The sequence below is a fragment of the Burkholderia sp. 22PA0106 genome, from assembly GCF_047497155.1.
Lineage (GTDB): Bacteria > Pseudomonadota > Gammaproteobacteria > Burkholderiales > Burkholderiaceae > Burkholderia.
In genome coordinates this window covers 635,216-652,090 of record NZ_CP163163.1, presented here as the reverse complement: position 1 = coordinate 652,090, position 16,875 = coordinate 635,216, and the positions used below count along the sequence as shown (strand labels likewise).

Annotated in this window: 15 protein-coding genes; 3 read left to right on the top strand and 12 right to left on the bottom strand. The window is 68.5% G+C overall.

The annotated features are described in order from the left end of the window. Positions 1-146: 146 nt before the first annotated feature. Positions 147-776: an NAD(P)H-binding protein gene (locus tag AB4850_RS17870; protein ID WP_414444346.1), complete on the top strand. Its 630-nt coding sequence runs from the start codon at positions 147-149 to the stop codon at positions 774-776. Between the two features lie 93 nt (positions 777-869). On the opposite strand, the gene AB4850_RS17865 is transcribed toward AB4850_RS17870, so the two are convergent. Continuing rightward, a complete protein-coding gene (locus tag AB4850_RS17865) occupies positions 870-1,418 on the bottom strand; it encodes a peroxiredoxin (protein WP_414444345.1) in 549 nt (182 codons plus the stop codon). A 280-nt stretch (positions 1,419-1,698) separates the two neighbouring features. On the opposite strand from AB4850_RS17865, the gene cdpA reads away from it, so the two are divergent. Together cdpA and AB4850_RS17855 are read left to right on the top strand one after the other, a co-directional pair. After that, the gene (gene cdpA, locus AB4850_RS17860; protein WP_414444344.1) at positions 1,699-3,450 is read left to right on the top strand and encodes a cyclic di-GMP phosphodiesterase CdpA; all 1,752 of its coding nucleotides are present in this window, start codon (positions 1,699-1,701) and stop codon (positions 3,448-3,450) included. Between the two features lie 21 nt (positions 3,451-3,471). Then, positions 3,472-5,004: an HDOD domain-containing protein gene (locus AB4850_RS17855; RefSeq protein ID WP_414444343.1), complete on the top strand. Its 1,533-nt coding sequence runs from the start codon at positions 3,472-3,474 to the stop codon at positions 5,002-5,004. Between the two features lie 97 nt (positions 5,005-5,101). On the opposite strand, the gene AB4850_RS17850 is transcribed toward AB4850_RS17855, so the two are convergent. The 11 genes from AB4850_RS17850 to AB4850_RS17800 all read right to left on the bottom strand — a co-directional run bounded on the left by AB4850_RS17850 (position 5,102) and on the right by AB4850_RS17800 (position 16,739). Then, a complete protein-coding gene (locus AB4850_RS17850) occupies positions 5,102-5,899 on the bottom strand; it encodes an ABC transporter substrate-binding protein (protein ID WP_414444342.1) in 798 nt (265 codons plus the stop codon). 116 nt (positions 5,900-6,015) lie between these two features. Continuing rightward, positions 6,016-7,086, bottom strand: a complete 1,071-nt coding sequence (gene astE, locus AB4850_RS17845) for a succinylglutamate desuccinylase (RefSeq protein WP_414444341.1) — start codon at positions 7,084-7,086, stop codon at positions 6,016-6,018. Then, positions 7,070-8,422, bottom strand: coding sequence for an N-succinylarginine dihydrolase (gene astB, locus AB4850_RS17840; protein WP_414444340.1), 1,353 nt, complete (start codon positions 8,420-8,422; stop codon positions 7,070-7,072). Before astB ends, astE begins: the two co-directional genes overlap by 17 nt. Before the next feature lie 13 nt (positions 8,423-8,435). Beyond that, positions 8,436-9,899 (bottom strand): succinylglutamate-semialdehyde dehydrogenase, encoded by a 1,464-nt coding sequence (gene astD, locus AB4850_RS17835; RefSeq protein WP_414444339.1) that lies wholly within the window; start codon positions 9,897-9,899, stop codon positions 8,436-8,438. Between the two features lie 3 nt (positions 9,900-9,902). After that, positions 9,903-10,937: an arginine N-succinyltransferase gene (gene astA, locus AB4850_RS17830; protein WP_414444338.1), complete on the bottom strand. Its 1,035-nt coding sequence runs from the start codon at positions 10,935-10,937 to the stop codon at positions 9,903-9,905. Continuing rightward, entirely contained in the window at positions 10,934-12,019 is a 1,086-nt protein-coding gene (gene aruF / locus AB4850_RS17825) for an arginine/ornithine succinyltransferase subunit alpha (protein ID WP_414444337.1), read from the bottom strand. The genes astA and aruF overlap by 4 nt, the downstream gene beginning before the upstream one ends. 38 nt (positions 12,020-12,057) lie before the next feature. Next, on the bottom strand, positions 12,058-13,281 hold the full coding sequence (locus AB4850_RS17820) for an aspartate aminotransferase family protein (protein ID WP_414444336.1): 1,224 nt from the start codon (positions 13,279-13,281) through the stop codon (positions 12,058-12,060). 192 nt (positions 13,282-13,473) lie between these two features. Beyond that, positions 13,474-14,517 carry a GlxA family transcriptional regulator gene (locus AB4850_RS17815; protein WP_414444335.1) on the bottom strand — a complete coding sequence of 348 codons (1,044 nt, stop codon included), beginning with the start codon at positions 14,515-14,517 and terminating at the stop codon, positions 13,474-13,476. A 1-nt stretch (position 14,518) separates the two neighbouring features. Then, complete coding sequence (locus tag AB4850_RS17810; protein ID WP_414444334.1) at positions 14,519-15,313, bottom strand: ABC transporter ATP-binding protein; 795 nt, start codon at positions 15,311-15,313, stop codon at positions 14,519-14,521. A gap of 26 nt (positions 15,314-15,339) precedes the next feature. Then, positions 15,340-16,053, bottom strand: a complete 714-nt coding sequence (locus tag AB4850_RS17805; protein ID WP_414444333.1) for an ABC transporter permease — start codon at positions 16,051-16,053, stop codon at positions 15,340-15,342. Next, on the bottom strand, positions 16,050-16,739 hold the full coding sequence (locus AB4850_RS17800; RefSeq protein WP_414444332.1) for an ABC transporter permease: 690 nt from the start codon (positions 16,737-16,739) through the stop codon (positions 16,050-16,052). The genes AB4850_RS17805 and AB4850_RS17800 overlap by 4 nt, the downstream gene beginning before the upstream one ends. Positions 16,740-16,875 lie beyond the last annotated feature (136 nt).

Sequence of the window (16,875 nt, the reverse complement as noted above, 5' to 3'; positions counted from 1 at the left end):
CGATCCGGCCTTGCCCTGCGTCACATCCGGCCGATCGGCCGATACATGCCGCCCCCCTGCGGCCGGGTACGAAATCGGCATACACTGGTCAATCCCGCACCGGCCGGCTGGGCCCGCCGGTGCAGCGTCATCCAAGGAGCGGTTCCATGTCGATGAAGGTATTGCTGATCGGCGCCAGCGGCCGGACCGGCCATGCGCTCGCGGACCTGCTGCTCAAGCAGCGGGATTTCGAACTGACGGCGCTCGCGCGCCGGCCCGATTTCACGATGCCGGGCGCGCGCGTCGTGGTGGCGGACCTGAACACGGATTTCTCGGCCGCGTTTCGCGGCGTGTCGCATGCGATCTTCGCGGCCGGTTCGGCCGAATCGGAAGGCGAGGCGCAGGAAGCCGCGATCGACCGCGACGCGGCCGGCCGCGCAGCCGAATACGCCCGCGCGCACAACCTGCAGAAGCTCGTGGTGATCAGCTCGCTGACCGCCTACCAGCCCGACAGCGGCCCCGCCGCGCTCGCCCACTACTCGCGCATGAAGCGCGAGGGCGACGACCGGGTGGCGGCCTCGGGCGTCGATTACGTGATCCTGCGCCCCGGCCCGCTGTCGGATGACCCGGGCGTCGGCAAGATCGCCCTGACCGACCGCTGGCAGGACGACGCCACGCCGGTGGCGCGCCAGGACGTGGCCTGGGCCGCCATCGAGGCGATCAAGCTCGGCATCTCGCGCAAGACCATCGGCTTCGTCGGCGGCGGCGTCGCGATCGAACAGGCGCTGCGCACCTGACGCCGCCCCCGCCCGGGGGCCATCGCCACGAAAAACGGCGGCCGAATCGGCCGCCGTTGTCGTTTCCAGCGCGAGTCGAAAAAGCCGGCGCGCTTACTGCGTCTTGTGCGCCGCCGCCCAGGCCTTGACGGCGTTCATGGTGTTCTCGACGTGCTTGTCCGGCGACATGCTGGTGTACTCGTAGAGCACCTTGCCTTCCGGTGAAATCACATAGGACACACGGTTCGCGCGATCGACGGCCGGCAGCTTCGCATCGTATTCGCGGATGATCTTCGCGTCCGGATCGGCCGCCACCGGGAATTTGCTGCGGCATTCGCTGACCGAAAACTTCTTCAGCGTGTCGATCTTGTCGGCCGACACGCCGATCACGGTCGCGCCGTATTTCTTGTAGTCATCGACCGCATCGGCGAACGCATGGGCCTCGATGGTGCAGCCGGTGGTGAACGCGGCCGGGTAGAAATACAACACCACCGGGCCTTTCTTCAGCTGCTCGTCGAGCGAATAGGAGTAGGTCTTGCCGCCCAGCGACGCCTCGGTCTTGAAGTCCGGCGCGGCATCGCCGGCCTTCAGCACGGCGTGCGCCGCCAGCGTGTGCATCGCCAGCGCGGCCACCGCGATGGTCGAGAGAATTTTCCGCTTCATTTCGTTCCTCATTTTCAATAAAGTCCAAGATGTTCCCGAATTCGCCCCGATCCACTCGCCAAACATTCCGGCAAGTGAAATGGGGCGGTAGACAAATCCGTACCGCAGACTCGCTAAAGAATCCGTACCGTTAGCCGTTATTGCAACGGAACCACGGGGTTCCAGCCTCACCCAGCCAGCGAGAAACATGGAAGCCATCAGGAACACGTCGCCTCGGAAGAGCGCCTGGCATCACGCCCTCCGCGCACTGCGCCGACTTGCGTGGTCCAGCGGCGCGTTGATGCCGTCGCGCGCCAACGCACCACGGGACGACGATACCGTCCGCAATTGGCTCGAACAGACCGTCGGTCCGGTCGATTTTCTTGCCCATCTCGATCGCGACCTGCGATTCCTTTACGTCTCGGACGCCAGCCTGCGTTTCATCGGCTATCACCGCGACTACCTGCACACGCTGACGCTTCGCGATCTGATTGCCGAGCAGGATACCGCGACGCTCGATGCGCTGCTTGCCCGCGCGCAGCAAACCGGCCATGTGGAGAAAGCGACGGTGTGCATCGTCAAGTCGCTGACCTATCCGCTCGACGTGGAACTGCGCGCGGTGCGCAGCCGCCATGCGGGTGTGGACGGCTATGCGATCGCGGCATTCGACGTGTCGGCCTGGCGCGCGATCGAGGCGCGGCTGACCTACGAGATGCACCACGATCCGATGACGGGGCTCGACAACCTGTCGGCGCTGATCCCGGGCCTGATCGAGGCGCAACGCGTGGCCGACGAGCATGGCACCTGCGCCGCCCTGCTGCTGCTCGATCTCGACGATTACCAGCGGATCAACCGCGGGCTGGGCTACGACGCCGGCGATACGCTGCTGCGCGACACCGCCCAGCGCCTGAAGGCCGCGATCACCGGCGACGAGAAACTGGCCCGCGTGGCCAGCGACAAGTTCGCGATCGTGTTCAGTTCGACGAACCGGGCGCTGGCTCAGGACCAAGCGCAAACGTTGGCGCGGCGTTTGCAGGCCGCGATCCAGCCGCCCTACCGCTATGACGGCCAATCGGTGCATCTGTCGGCCAGCGTCGGCATCGCGCTGTATCCGGACGAGCGCTCGCTGGCCGGCCTGCGCAGCCACGCCCAGCATCACAGCCCGCTGCTGCGCCGCGCCGATCACGCGCTGACCCAGGCGAAATCGCTCGGCGGCAACACGCTGGCGTTCCACCAGAGCGCGGCCGACCCGACCGACGCCGAACGCCTCAAGCTCGAATCGGATCTGTACGACGGCGTGCGCAACGGCGAATTCTCGCTGCACTTCCAGCCGATCACCGAAAGCCGTACCGGCGCTGTGGCCGGCGTCGAGGCGCTGATTCGCTGGCAGCACCCGGTGCTGGGCCTGGTGCCGCCGTCCACGTTCATCCCGTTGGCCGAATCGATCGGGCTGATTCATTACCTCGGCAACTGGGTGCTGAAAGCCGCCTGCATGCAGATCGTGGCCTGGGACGATCAAGGCCTGGTGCTCGAATACGTGGCCGTGAACGTGTCGCCGCAGCAGTTCCGCGACCCGCGCTTCGTGCAGAGCGTGCGCGAGGCAGTGGCGCTGACCGGCATCAGCCCGCAGCGGATCGTGCTGGAAATCACGGAAAGCCTGCTGATGCACGACCCGGTCGGCGCCAAGACGCTGCTGGAGGAAATCGCCTCGCTCGGCATCCGTTTCGCGGTGGACGATTTCGGCACCGGCTACTCGAGCCTCGCCTATCTGCAACGTTTCCCACTGGCTCGCTTGAAGATCGACCGGAGTTTCGTAGAAAATCTATTGACGTCGCGCAACGATCGCGCGATTGTATCGGCCGTCGTTGGACTTGCGCAAACGCTCGATCTCGAACTGGTGGCCGAAGGCGTCGAAACCGAGGCGCAACGTGAGTTGCTGACCGAGATGGGCTGCGATCACATTCAGGGTTGGCTCGTCTGCCGGGCGCTGCCGTCCGACGAACTGGCGCAGCGTTTCGAGGATCGGCTGCTTTACCTGCGCGAACCGGCCTGACGGCCGAGCGTTTTTAATCGTATGACGACATTGACCGAACACCTGCCGAAAGCGGCGCTGCTCGACAAGCTGTGGGCGCGCATGAACGACCGCGGCGATTTTCCGATGCTGTCGGATTCGCTGCGCGCCACCATGGCCGCGATCGATAACGACAATCTCGACTTCTCGGCGCTGGTGCGCGTCGTGCTGTCGGACTTCGCGTTGACGCAGAAGGTAATCCGGCTGGCCAATTCGGCGATGTATATCGCCTTTGGCGGCAACATCACGACCGTCACGCGCGCCCTGATGGTGCTCGGGATCGATGCGGTCGGCCATCTGGTGGTGGGCCTGAAGCTGGTCGACCACTTCCATCAGGGCGCCTCGCAGCGCATCGACGCCCGGCTCGAACTGAACCGTGCGCTGCTGTCGGGCTGCGTCGCGCGCCGTCTGACCGAGGACGCCGACCTGCGCGCCGGCGAGGAAGCCGTGGTCTGCACGCTGATGCGGCAGGTCGGCAAGCTGCTGGTGGTCAATTATCTCGACGGCGAATGGGAGGCGATCCGCCACCGCGCCGCCAAGCAAGGCTGCGACGAGGCCGCCGCCTGCCTCGACGTGCTCGGCGTGAGCTTCGACGAGATCGCCCGCGAGGCCGCCGTGCGCTGGCGGCTGCCCGACGTGATCCGCTTCAGCATCGCGCCCGCGCCGTCCGAGCACGACGAGGATGCCGACGAGCCCGAAGCCGCCCGCGCGCCGGTGATTCCGGACAGCCCCGGCGACGAAGGCGACGCCGAACGCGTGCGCTGGCTGCGCGCCGTCAGCGAATGCGCCACCGAGGTGGCCGCCGCGATGACCGCGCCCGGCGTCACGCCGACGCTGCGCGACACGCGCCTGACCACGCTCGCGCACCGCTTCGGCACCGCGCTCGGCATCGAATCGGACGCGCTTGTCAAGATCGCGCGCGAACTGACCCACGACGAAACCAGCGACACCGTGCTGCGCGAGATCATCGCGCTGCGCAGCAACGCGGCCGCGCTCGAACGCGCCGCGTCCGAACCGCAGGCCACGCTCGATTCGGGCCTGGCCGACCTGCGCGCGCTGCCGCCCGAACATCGCCGCGAGCCGGTGCTCGCGCTGGCCTCCGAAAGCGTGCTGGCCGGCCTGCGCCTGAGCCGCACCGTGATGTTCGTGCGCGGCGACGACGGCACCTTCATCGCCCGGCTCGGCTTCGGCCACGGCATCGAAACGGCGCTCGGCCGGCTGCGTTTCCACGAGACCTTCGAGCCGGACGTGTTCCATCTCGCGATCTCGAACTCGGTCGGCATCTTCATCGAGGACGCGCGCGATCCGAAGATGCTGCGCCGCCTGCCGGCCTGGTATCGCGACGCGTTCCACGACGTGCACGGCTTCGTGCTGCTGCCGGTGCGCAGCGGCGAGCATTGCGTCGCGCTGCTGTACGGCGACTGGTCGGGCTCGCAGCAGACGCAACGCATCGCGCATCGCGAGATGGCCGTGCTCAACAGCATGGGCGCCGAACTGGCGCGCTTCTTCGCGCCGCCCGAGACCGAATCGCACTGAGCGCGCGCACCGCGCCAAGCCGGGCCATGAAAAAACCGGCCGCCCCCTTGCGGGTGCGGCCGGTTTTTTATCGTCGGTACTCGTCGCTACACCGGCGTTACTTCAACACCACCGGCACGCTGAAATACTTCTTCGCCAGGGTGTCGATCGTGCCGTCGGCCTTCAGCGCCTTCAGTGCGCCGTTGACCGCGGTCAACAGGTCGGCGTCGTTCTTGCGCATGCCGAAGCCCACGCCCGAACCGAGGATCTGCGCGTCCACCACGTGATCGCCGGCGAACGCGAAGCCCGCGCCCTGCGGCTTCGACAGGAAGCCCTTGGCGGCGGCTTCGGAATCCTGGAACGTCGCATCGAGGCGGCCGGACTTCAGGTCTTCGTAGGCCAGATCCTGGGTTTGATAGGGCACCACTTCCACGCCGGCCGGCGCCCAGCGCGCCTTCGCGTACGACTCCTGGATCGTGCCCTGCAGCACGCCCACGCGCTTGCCCTTCAGCGAAGCCGGCGTCGGCAGCAGGCCGCTGCCCTGCTTGGCGATCAACTGGTTCGGGATCGAATAGATCGGATCGGTGAAGGCCACGGCCTTCTTGCGCTGGTCGGTGATCGTCATGTCCGAATTGATCGCGTCGAACTTGCGTGCCTGCAAGGCCGGGATCAGGCCGTCGAAATCGTTCTCGACCCACACGCACTTGACCTTCAACTTGGCGCACACCGCGTTGCCGACGTCGACGTCGAAGCCGGCCAGCTTGCCGTCCGGCGTCTTGTACTCGAACGGCGCGTACGAGGCCTCGACGCCGAAACGGATCTGCTTGAGTTCCGCGGCGTGCGCGCCGGACAGGGTGGACATCGCGGCGGCCGTCGCCACCGCGCATGCGGCCATGTTTCGCCAGTTCAACTTCATCGAAAGGTTCTCCTCGGTAGTCGGGATGGATTGTTCAGCAAACGGCGCGGCCGGCAACACCACCAGGCCGCGAGGCCGCGATTGTAACGCCGCGCGCGAACACGGCACCAACTTGTCTAGTCGAGCGCGGCCAGCGTGGCCGTGGTGGTATCCACCACCATCAGCCCCGCGCGCAGGCCCGGCTTGACCGACGGGTTCGGAAACACGATCCGCTCCTCGTCGTGCGACACCTGGTAGCGGTAGCTGCCGTCGCGCGCCACCAGCGTGTCGCGCGGCAGCGGCGTGAAGTTCGGCACGTCGTTCGCCACGAACAGCTCGAACGCCTCGCTCTGCTTGGTGATCTGGCCGATCACCGTGAAGATGCGCGGCGGCGCCGGCGGCACCTCGTGCGCCGCGAACGCGGTGCCCGACACCAGCCCGCGCACGGCGGCATCGGCCGCGGCGAACCGCGCCAGGTCGTTCTGGCCGAACGGCCGCGCCTTGCCCAGTTCGAGCGTGCAGGCGAGCGCCCCGCAGGCGCTGGCCGTGAACTGCGAATAGGTGTTGCCCTGCTCGGTATGCAGCAGCACCGCGGCGATTTCGGCGCGGCCCAGCCAGTCGATCATGGCGCGCGCGGGCGGCTCGCCGATATGCGGCAGCAGCGCGAAACGCTCGAACGCCGAGGCGCGGATCGCCGTATGCAGGTCGAGATGCCAGCGCGCCTGCCGCACCGCCGGCGCGCCCTCGAAGAAGCGCTGCGCGGCCGCCTCCAGCACCGCGGCGCGCGGGGCGTCGCGGCTGTCCGCGCGCTGCGCGTGGCGGCCGTTGAACAGGCGGTTCAGGTCGTCGTCGAGGTAACGCGTGCCGGCGCGCATCGCGCCCGGATGGCCGAGCACCACCAGCAGCCGCGAGGCGAGCGGCAGCGCGCCGCGCGTCAGGTCGCGCACCAGCGCCGATACCAGCTCGATCGGCGCGGTTTCGTTGCCGTGCACGCCGGCCGACACCAGCACGCAGGCCGGCGTGCTGGCCGCCGACATGCACAGCACCTCGGGCGCCAGTTCGAGCAGGCCCTCGCCGCGCCACGCGAAGCGGATCATGCCGTCCGCGCACACGCCCTCGCGCTCGTCGGGCTCGCCGCCCGCCAGCGTGAACGCCAGGAAATCGTCGAGCCAGGCGGGCGCGCCGCCGCGATCAGCGCTGGAAGTCATAGAGCGAGCCGAGTTTGAGGATTTGCGTCAGTTCGTCGAGCGCCGTGCGCGATTCGTCGAGCAGCACCGGATCGGTCAGATCGGCCGGCGCGAGCCGGTCACGGTAGTGCTTTTCGATCCACGCGTCGAGCGAGGCGAACAGCGCGTCGTCGATCCAGACGTTCGCGCCCACCGCCGCCCGCTCCGCCTCGGTCAGCACCACGCGCAGGCGCAGGCAGGCCGGGCCGCCGCCGTTCTTCATGCTCTCGCGCAGGTCGAACACCTTGACCTCGCGAATCGGGCCGTTGCCGCCCTCCAGCGCCTCGAGATAGCGCGCCACGCGCTCGTTCTCCAGGCACTCCTGCGGCACCACCAGCACCTGCGCGCCGTCGGCGCGCGTCAGCAACTGGCTGTTGAACAGATACGAGCCGACCGCATCGCTCACGCCGACCGCCGCATCGGGCACCTCGATCACGTTCAGGCGCGCGCCGCGCTCGGCCAGCGCGGCCGTCAGCGCGTCGTACACGGTGTGACGCTCGGCGAACGCCAGTTCGTGGCAGAACAGCGTGTCGCGGTTGCCGACCGCGATCACGTCGTTGTGGAACACGCCGGCATCGATCACGTCGGGGTTCTGCAGCGCGTAGACGGTGGCCGCGTCGGCCAGGCCGTGACGCTGCGCGACCGCGCGGCTCGCCTCGAAGGTCTGCCGGGCCGGGAAGCGCTTCGGCTCCGGCCCGCGCCGGTACTCGCTGCGCCCATAGACGAAGAACTCCACGCCCGGCTCGCCGTAGCCGGCGCAAAACCGCGTGTGATTGGCCGCGCCTTCATCACCGAGCGCCGGGGTGCCCGGCAGCGCGTCGTGCACCATGAAGCGCGATTCGTCGGCGAAGATCGTCGCGAGCGTGCGCTGCGTGGCGACATGCTCGATCGCGCGGTGCAGCTTGCTGCACAGGTTGGCCGGCGTGAAGTGCACGCGCCCATCGCCGGTGTCGGCCGACGGGCTGACGGTGGCGGCGTTGGCCGTCCACATGGCCGAGGCCGAGCTGGCCGCCGCCAGCAGTTCGGGCGCTTCCTTGGCGGCCTTGGCGATCACGTCGGCGTCCTTGCCCGAGAAGCCCAGCTCGCGCAGCAGGCGCAGCGAGGGCCGCTCCTGCGGCGGCAGCACGCCCTGCGCGAAGCCGAGATCGGCGAGCTGCTTCATCTTGCGCAGCCCCTGCTTGGCCGCCGCCTTCGGGTTGGCCGCCGATTTCTCGTTGTTCAGCGAGGCCACGTTGCCGAACGACAGGCCCGCGTAGTTGTGGGTCGGGCCGACCAGCCCGTCGAAATTCGCCTCGATGGCGTTGCGCGTTGCGTTCATCGTTGCTGTCCGCTCAGAAATGGAGGCCGGGCGACAGGCTCGCCGGCATCTGCAGTTGCTCGCTCTCGACCGAGGCCATCGGATACGCGCAGTAATCGGCCGCGTAGAACGCGCTCGGCCGGTGGTTGCCCGAGCGCCCCGCGCCGCCGAACGGCGCGGCCGACGATGCGCCGTTGGTCGGCCGGTTCCAGTTCACGATGCCGGCGCGGATGCTGCGCTGGAAATGCGCCCACGCACCGGCATCGTCGGACAGCAGCCCGGCCGACAGGCCGTAGGCGGTGTCATTGGCCAGCGCGATCGCCTCGTCGAAGCTGCGGTAGCGGATCACCTGCGCGAGCGGGCCGAAATATTCGGTATCCGGCAGGTCGCGCACCTCGGTCACGTCGAGGATCGCGGCATTGACGAAGCCGAGCGCCGCGTCGCGCTGCGCCATCGCGATCACCGGCCGCGCGCCGGCCGCGAGCAGCGCCGTTTGCGCCTCGACCAGCCGCGCCGCCGCGCGCGCCGAGATCACCGCGCCCATGAACGGCTGCGGATCGGCGTCGTAGCGATCGGCGCGGATCGCGGCCGTGACCTCGGCGAAGCGCGCGAGGAAGCGGTCGCCCTGCGCGTTGTCGGCCACGAAGATCCGGCGCGCGCAGGTGCAGCGCTGGCCCGCCGACAAAAACGCCGACTGGATCGCGTGATGGACGGCCGCGTCGAGATCGGCCACCTCGCCCACCACCAGCGGATTGTTGCCGCCCATCTCCAGCGCCAGCACGATCTCGGGCCGGCCGCCGAACTGGCGGTGCAGCAGCGTGCCGGTGTCGGAGCTGCCGGTGAAGAACAGGCCGTCGATTTGGCGGTGGTTGGCGAGCGCCACGCCGGTGTCCTTCTCGCCCTGCACCAGGTTCAGCACGCCGGCCGGCAGCCCGGCGTCGCGCCAGGCCTCGACGGTGGCGCGCGCCACGCCCGGCGCCAGCTCGGACGGCTTGAACACCACCGTGTTGCCGGCGATCAGCGCCGGCACGATATGCCCGTTCGGCAGATGGCCGGGGAAGTTGTACGGGCCGAACACGGCCACCACGCCGTGCGGGCGGTGCCGCAGCACGGCGGTGCCGTCGGCCATCGGCGTGCGTTTCTCGCCGGTGCGCTCGTGATAGGCCGTGATCGAGATCGCGACCTTGTTGGCCATCGTCGCGACTTCGGTGCGCGCTTCCCAGAGCGGCTTGCCGGTTTCGCGGCCGATCGCGGCGGCCAGCGCTTCCTTGCGCTCCTCGAGGATCGCGGCGAAGCGCTGGACGATCGCGATGCGCGCGTCGAGCGCGAGCGCCGACCAGTCGGCGAACGCGCGGCGCGCGCTGGCGACGGCCCAGCCGACATCGGCCTCCGAGGCGCTCGCGCCGCGCCAGACGGTCTCGCCGGTGCCGGGGTTGCGCGAGGCGAATTCGGGGCCGCTGCCGGCGACCCAGTCGCCATCGATGAAGAGTTCGGACATGTGTTATCTCGGTTGGGATTTCAGCGCGTAGACGCGCACCGGATCGCCTGCCGCAACGTCGAGCGCGCGGGCGTCGGCGGCGCTCAGCACGAAGCGGCCGTCGGCCACCGCGCCCGGCGCCGCGCCGACGCGAAAATCGGCGAGCGAGGTATTCGACACGAGCGCGCGCGGGCCGCCTTCCGCCGCCGCCGCAGGTTCGCCGATCTCGACCGGCACCACGATGCTGTCGCGCACCGTGCGCAGGTCGGACACGTGGCATTCGAGCACCGGGCCGGCGTCGAAGATATCGACGTGGTTCTGGTAGCGCAGGCCTTCGGCTTCGAGCATCTTGCGGGCCGGCAGCGTGTCGCGGTGCGTGAGGCCGATGCAATCCTGCGCGTCCTGCGGCAGCAAATCGACATACACGGGAAAGCGCGGCATCAGCTCGGCCAGGAACGATTTGCGGCCGTGCGAGCTCAGGTAATCGGCGGCGTTGAAATCGATCTGATAGAAGTGCGAACCCACCGCGCGCCAGAACGGCGAGCTGCCGGCCTCGTCGAAATGGCCGCGCAGCTCGGCGCAGATCCGCTCGGGAAAGCGCTCGCGGAACTGCGCGATGAACATGAAGCGCGAGCGCGACAGCAGCCCGCCCACGCCGGCCGTGCGATAGCGCGGGCTCAGGAACAGCGAGCAGACTTCGGCATAGCCGGTCAGGTCGTGCGAGATGTTCAGCAGCGACATGCGGGTCCACACGCCGAGATCCTGGCTCGCGTGCACCACGGTAGCCACGCGGTAGTTGTAGAACGGCTGCGCGAGCCCGACCTCGGTTTCGATCCCGCACACGCCGGCGATGTCGCCGCTGGCGGTGTCTTCCATCACGAAGAAGTAGCCGGCCTCGGCGGCCGTGGCGGTGCCGTCGAGCGTGCGGCGCGCGCGTTCGACGCGCGCCGCGAGCGCGTCGCGGTCCGGCTTGAAGGTGGTCAGGCCCGGGCCGGTTTCCTGCGCGAGCGCCACCAGCGCATCGACGTCGCCTGTCTGTACCACGCGAACCACGATCATCGCGGGTCTCCCGAAAGCGGGGTGGCCCCGTGGGTTGAAGTGGCCTCGTCGCGGCGATGCAGCGGCACGCAGCGCACCGAGCCGCCGTCCACCACGCCGAGCGCGGCGCGCGCGGCGGCGTCGAGCGGCGCCTCCATCGCGTGGGCCGTTGCGGCATCGGGCAGGTCGACCAGCACGCAGCGAAACGCCTCGCCCTCGCCGGCCGCCACCAAGTGCGTGGCGCCCGCCGCCGCGCCGGCCGCGTTGCGCACCGTGCGCGCGACGTTGTGCGTGACGCAGGCGGTGCGATCGACTTGCGCGGTCAGCACCGGGCCGGCATCGAAGATATCGACGTAGCGGTCCGGCTCGAAACCTTCTTCGAGATGGATGTCGTAGGCGAGCAGGCCGTGTTCGTTCGGCTCGCCGAGCACGCGCTGCGCCGCCTCGGGCAGCAGCGGCACGTAGATCGGATACACCGGCATCACCTCGGCGATGAACGTGCGGCTGCGGCCGCCCGATTCCACTTCGATATCGGCGAAATCGCGATGGAAGAACTTGCGGCCCACCGCTTCCCAGAACGGCGACGCACCGTGCTCGTCGGTCACGCCGAGCAGCAGCGAGAACACTTCCGGCGTGAAGCGGCGGCGGCTCGCGGCGATGTACATCATGCGGGCGCGCGACACCAGGTGCGCGGCGGCATCGCCGCGCAGCGCCGGGTCGACATAGAAGCCGCCCAGCCGGCTCTTGCCGGTCAGCTCGTGCGACATGGTCAGCGCGTGGATCTTGCGGTTCACATGCAGCTCGCGCGAGGCGTGGATCAGCGCGTCGTTGCGGAACGCGTAGAACGGCTCCGAATAGCCGGCCGCGGCGACGATGCTGGCCGTGCCGAGCAGGCGCCCCGTCTCGCTGTCTTCCAGCACGAACAGGTAGAACTCCTCGCCGGGGAAATCGGCGTCGGCGCGAAACGAATCCTCGGACAGTGCCACGCGCGCTTCCAGCGCGCGGCGGTCGTGCGGCAGCGAGTGCAGCACCGGCCGCGCGGTGCGGGCCATCTGCGCCAGCGCGTCGAGGTCGGCAAGCCTGCCGGGGCGTACGAATAGCATCGTCGTTCCTGTGAGCGGGGTGGGCCGGGCGGGTGGGGTCAGCGGCTCGCGCCGACCACTTCGTCGACCGCGCGCGAGAAGCGCGCGAGGCCTTCGTCGAGCACGTCGAGCGGAATCACCAGCGACGGCACGAAGCGCAGCACGTTCGGGCCGGCGATCAGCATGATCACGCCGTGCGCGGCGGCCGCGTTGACGAAATCCTTGGCGCGGCCGTCGAAGGCCTCGGTCAGTTCGGCGCCGATCAGCAGGCCCTTGCCGCGGACCTCGCGGAACAGGCCGCCGTGCTTCGCATCGAGCGCGGCCAGCGTGGCCCGAATGCGCTCGCCGCGCTCGTGCACGCCGGCCAGCAGCTCGGGATTGCTGACCAGTTCCACCACCTTGTCGGCGATCGCCGAGGCCAGCGGATTGCCGCCGTAGGTGGTGCCGTGCACGCCCACCTTGAAATGCTCGGCCAGCTCGGTGGTGGTCAGCATCGCGCCGATCGGGAAGCCGTTGCCGAGCGCCTTGGCGGTGGTCAGGATGTCGGGCGTGACGCCGGTATCCATGTAGGCGTAGAAGTGGCCGGTGCGGCCCACGCCGGTCTGCACCTCGTCGAAGATCAACAGCGCGCCGTGCGCGTCGCACGCTTCGCGCAGCGCTTTCAGGAACGCCGGATCGGCCGGGATCACGCCGCCCTCGCCCTGCACCGGCTCGACGATCACCGCGCAGGTGCGCGGGCCGATCGCGGCCCGGGCCGCTTCGATGTCGTTGTACGGCAGATGGCGGATGCCTTCGGGGCGCGGGCCGAAACCGTCCGAATACTTCGGCTGGCCGCCCACGCTGACGGTAAAGAACGTGCGGCCGTGGAACGACTGCGCGAACGAGAGAATTTCGTATTTATCGGCGCCGAAGCGGTCGAACGCCACGCGGCGCGCGAGCTTCAGCGCGGCCTCGTTCGCTTCCGCGCCCGAGTTCGCGAAGAACGCGCGATCGGCGAAGGTCAGGCTTTCGAGGCGCTTCGCGAGGCGCAGCACCGGCTCGTTGGTGTAGCCGTTGCCGATGTGCCAGAGCTTGCGGCCCTGCTCCTCGAACACCTTCAGCACTTCGGGGTGGCCGTGGCCGAGCGCCGTCACCGCGATGCCGCCCGCGAAATCGACGTACTCCTTGCCGGCGGTGTCCCACACGCGCGAGCCTTCGCCGCGGTCGGGTACGAAAGCGGCCGGCGAAAACACCGGCACCATCACGTCATCGAAAGTCTGTCGGGTCACGTTATCGCGGGTCATGGCGGTTCCTTGGTTCGGCAATCACAGGGTTCAGTGTAGGCAACGGGGCGCGAGACGTCTTGCGCATTTGCGACGGGTTCTATCGGCTTGGCCGGTTGCGCATCGCGAAACGCGCGGAGAGCGGGAACGCAGTTCGCTCGCCGTGCCGGCGCGCGTATTCACGATGCGGTCACGGTGCATTCACGGGCGCGCTCACCGATCGTCGTCGCGTTCGACCAGCGCGCCCGCGCGCGGTTCGCTCGTGCCGCCGTGCTGCTTTTCGAGCCACGCGCGGCGATCCTCGCGCGGCGTCACGCCGAAGCGTTCGCGGTAGGCATTCGAGAAATGCGCGGCCGATGAAAAGCCGCAGGCAAGGCTCACCTGCACCACCGATTTGCTGGTGCGCTGCAATTGCGTGCGCGCCTTCAGCAGCCGCAGGTTCAGGTAATACTTCGACGGCATCGCGCCGAGATACTGGCGGAACAGCCGTTCGAGCTGGCGCCGCGAGATGCCCACCAGCTCGGCGATCTCGTCGGTGGTGAGCGGGTCCTCGACGTTCGCTTCCATCAGTTGCAGCGCATCGTTCAGGCGCGGATGGCGCTCGCCCGGCGCGGTCACGAACGGAATCCGCTGGCGTGTCTCGGCGCTTCTCGGCGCGGCGCAGCCGAGCGCGTCGGCGATCCGCTCGGGCAGCGCCGGGCCGTGATCGCGGCCGATCATCGCCAGCATGAAATCGAGGCTGGCCTGGCCGCCCGCGCAGGTCGCGCGATCGCGGTCGATTTCGAAGATCTGCTGGGTGACGATGGTGCGCTCGAACTGCTCGGCGAACTGCTGATAGGTTTCCCAGTTCACCGCCACGCGATAGCCGGCCAGTTGCCCCGCCATCGCGAGCCACCACACGCCGTGATGAATGCCCGTGACGAGCGGCGTGCGCTGGCCCACGCGCGCGAGGCTGGCGAGGAACAGGCGGTAGTCGGCGAATTGCTGGAAGCGCTCGCTGTGCACGATCAGCCAGTCGCAGGCGATCGCGTCGTTGAACGCCGCATCGGCCGGCCACTGCGCGCCGCCCGCGAGCGGCACCGGCTTGCCGTCCCACGAACACACCTGCCAGCGGTACAGCGCGCGCCCTTCGATCTCGTTGGCCAGCGCCAGCGCATCGACGATCGGGCCGACGCCCGACATCGACACCGGCGGCAACGCGACGATCGCCACCTGCGTCGTGCGCGCGGCGCCGCCCGCGCGGCCGATCGCCGCCACCTTACTTGAGGCTGCCGGACAGGAACTGGCGCAGGCGTTCGCTCTGCGGGCGCGCCAGCACCTCGGCGGGATGGCCCTGCTCCTCGGTGCGGCCCTGATGCAGGAACATCACGTGGTTCGACACGTTGCGCGCGAAGCCCATTTCGTGCGTGACCACGATCATGGTGCGGCCTTCCTCGGCCAGCTTCTGCATGACCTTCAGCACTTCGCCCACCAGTTCCGGATCGAGCGCCGAGGTCGGTTCGTCGAACAGCATGACGTCGGGATGCATCGCCAGCGCGCGGGCGATCGCCACGCGCTGCTGCTGGCCGCCCGACAGATGCGACGGATATTGCTTCTCGACGCGCGGCTGCAAGCCGACTTTTTCCAGGTACTCGCGAGCGCGCGCCTCGGCCTCGCGCTTGGACAGCCCGAGCACGTGCACGGGCGCTTCCATGACGTTCTCCAGCACGTTCATGTGCGCCCACAAATTGAAGTGCTGGAACACCATCGCGAGCTTGGTGCGAATCCGCTGCAGTTGCTTCGGATCGGCCACGTCGAGCGCACCGCTTTTATCGGCCTTGGTGCGGACCGTTTCGCCGTCGACGATGATCTGGCCCGCGTTCGGCCGTTCGAGGAAATTGATGCAGCGCAGGAAGGTGCTCTTGCCCGAGCCGCTGGCGCCGATGATGCTGATCACGTCGCCCGCTTTCGCGTCGAGCGAGACGCCCTTCAGCACTTCGTTGTCGCCGTAGCGCTTGTAGATATCGATGGCCGCGAGCTTGCTGGCGGGGTTCGGCGGGGTGATGTCGGCCAACTGGCGTCTCCCGGAATGGATACGAATCAATGACGTCCGGCCGCGAGATACGCGAGCCAGTGGCGCTCGGCCCGGCGAAACGCCGCGACGAGTGCGAACGATACCGCAAGATAGATCAGGGCGGCGATCCCGAACGACTGGAACGCCATGTAGGTGGCCGAGTTCGCGTCGCGCGCCACCTTGAGGATGTCGGGCACCGTGGCGGTGAACGCCACCGTGGTGGCGTGCAGCATCAGGATCACCTCGTTGCTGTACAGCGGCAACGCGCGGCGCAGCGCCGAGGGCAGGATCACGCGGCGGTAGGCGGTGAACGGGCTCATGCCGTAGGCGCGCGCCGCCTCCACCTCGCCGTGCGCCGTGGCGCGAATCGCGCCCGCGAAGATCTCGGTGGTGTAGGCGCAGGTGTTCAATGCGAAGGCCAGGATCGCGCAATGGAAGCCGCTGCGGAAGAACGCATCGAGCAGCGAATGCGCGCGCACGAATTCGAGGCTGTACATGCCCGTGTAGATCAGCAGCAACTGCACGTAGAGCGGCGTGCCGCGAAACACGTAGGTATAGGCGCGCACCGGCATCGACACCCAGCGCTTGCGCGAGACGCGCGCCACCGCGAGCGGAATCGCGCACACGAAGCCGATGCCCACCGACGCCGTCAGCAGCCACAGCGTGACCGCCAGGCCCGACAGGCGCTGCCCATCCCAGTACAGAAACGCGCGGCCGAACTCCTGGATGATCTCGATCATAGTTCCGCGTGCCTCACGCCGGTCGAATAGCGCCGCTCCAGATACCGCAGCACGAGGTTGGACAGCGTCGTGATCGCCAGATAGATCAGCGCCGCGACGAGGATGAAGAAGAACATGTTGAACGTGCTCTTGCCGGCGTCCTGCGCGGCCTTGACCACGTCGGCCAGGCCGATGATCGACACCAGCGCGGTGGCCTTCACCAGCACCTGCCAGTTGTTGCCGATGCCGGGCAGCGCGAAGCGCATCATCTGCGGAAACAGGATTCGCGCGAACACGCGCACCCCGCTCATGCCGTAGGCCGCGCCCGCTTCGAGCTGGCCGCGCGGCACCGACAGAAACGCGCCGCGAAACGTCTCGGTGAAATACGCGCCGTAGATGAAGCCGAGCGTCAGCACGCCGGCCACGAACGGATCGATGTCGATCTGGTCCCAGCCGAGCAGATCGGTGATGTCGTTGAGCCAGATCTGGATGCTGTAGAACAGCAGCAGCATCAGCACCAGGTCGGGCACCGAGCGGATCAGCGTGGTGTAGCCGGTGCCGAGCGCGCGCAGGCCGCGCTGCGGCGACAGCTTGGCGAGCGCGCCGAGCAGGCCCAGCACCACGGCGGCGGCGAGCGACAGCACCGACAGCTCGATCGTCTGCACGGTGCCCGCCCAGATGAGGGGGCCGAATCCGTAGAGGAACACGCGCGTCTCCTGAAGTGGGTCGGTTGGGAAGCCGGCGGGCGGCGTTCGAGTGGAGCGGATGGTTGCAGGCGAAAAAAACAGCCACAAACCGGGGCCAGGCACCATGCTGCAACGCAACATCGCACCACGATGCCCG